This window comes from Mesorhizobium sp. M4A.F.Ca.ET.090.04.2.1 (assembly GCF_003999085.1).
In the GTDB taxonomy this organism is placed as follows: domain Bacteria; phylum Pseudomonadota; class Alphaproteobacteria; order Rhizobiales; family Rhizobiaceae; genus Mesorhizobium.
In genome coordinates, this window is record NZ_RZOT01000879.1 from 1 (window position 1) to 1,230 (window position 1,230).

1 protein-coding gene and 1 pseudogene are annotated in these 1,230 nt (G+C 66.5%); both read right to left on the bottom strand.

The features are described from left to right. Window positions 1-593, bottom strand: a pseudogene (locus tag EN781_RS32835) (ABC transporter permease); the annotation flags it as partial. Next, the coding region (locus EN781_RS32840) for an ABC transporter permease subunit (protein ID WP_127400740.1) at window positions 590-1,230 on the bottom strand (641 nt) is incomplete at its 5' end. The pseudogene EN781_RS32835 and the gene EN781_RS32840, both read right to left, overlap by 4 nt.

A 1,230-nucleotide genomic window follows, 5' to 3' on the forward strand; every position in this document is an offset into this window, starting at 1 on the left:
ACATAGCCGAAGATCACCGCCTTGAAGATGGTCTGCCGAACATCGGCGCCGAGTACCGGCAGCGAACCGGCGATGCGCGCGCCGATGGCGCTTGGCGGCGGCAACAGGATGAAGGGAATGCCGGCTCCCCGGGTCACCGCTTCCCAGATGATCAGGATCCAGGCGCCGAAGATCGCCGGGATGATCAGCCGCAGGGCGGTCCGCACCCAGTTCGCCACCGGGCGCAGCGAAGACAGCACCGCCACGCAGCGCCATCCCAGCAGCCATGCCGCGGCGAGCAGCAAGAAGAATGGCGCCAGCGCCGTGCCCTCATAGCCGTTTATGCCCGTGATCAGCAGCCAGGCGGCGAGGTGCGCGCCGATGAACAGCACCAGGGCTTCGACGACCGTGGACAGCCTGGCCATCGAGGCAAGAGCTGCCAGCAGCAGCAGGCCGAACATCAGCCCCTTCGTCGCAAGGTAGGGATAGTCGAAAGACGCCTCGGGTTGCGCCAGCGCCGCCGCTTCCGGCTTCGACATCGCGCCGAGTGCCAAGGCGATCAGGCATAGCAGGATCGCCAGCAGCCCTTGCCAGGATGGTTTTAGCCAACTCATGCCGGCCTCCCGCCCATGGCGCGGTCGACGAGGCGGCCGGCAACGCCGACCACCATCACCAGAAGTGCTGCCACAACCGAGCCGGCGACCAGCGCCGACCAGATGTCGATGGACTGGCTGTAGTAGGCGCCCGCCAGCAGCTTGGCGCCGATGCCGGCGACAGCGCCCGTCGGCAGTTCGCCGACGATGGCGCCGACCAGGCTTGCCGCCACCGCCACCTTCATCGAGGTGAACAGGAACGGCACCGATGCCGGCACCCTCAGCTTCCAGAAGGTCTGCGCGCGGCTGGCATTGTAGGTATGCATCAGGTCGAGATGCATGAGCTCGGGCGAGCGCAGCCCCTTCACCATGCCGACAGTCACCGGGAAGAACGACAGGTAGGTCGAGATCAGCGCTTTCGGGATCAGCCCGGTGATGCCGACCGCCGCCAGCACCACGATGATCATCGGCGCAACGGCCAGGATCGGAATCGTCTGCGAGGCAATGACCCACGGCATCAGGCTGCGGTCGAGCGTCGCCACATGCACGATGCCGACGGCAATGACGATGCCGAGCGCGGTGCCGAAGGCAAAGCCGAGCAGCGTCGAGGACAGCGTCACCCAGGCGTTGTAGACCAGGCTGCGGTTCGAGGTGACGG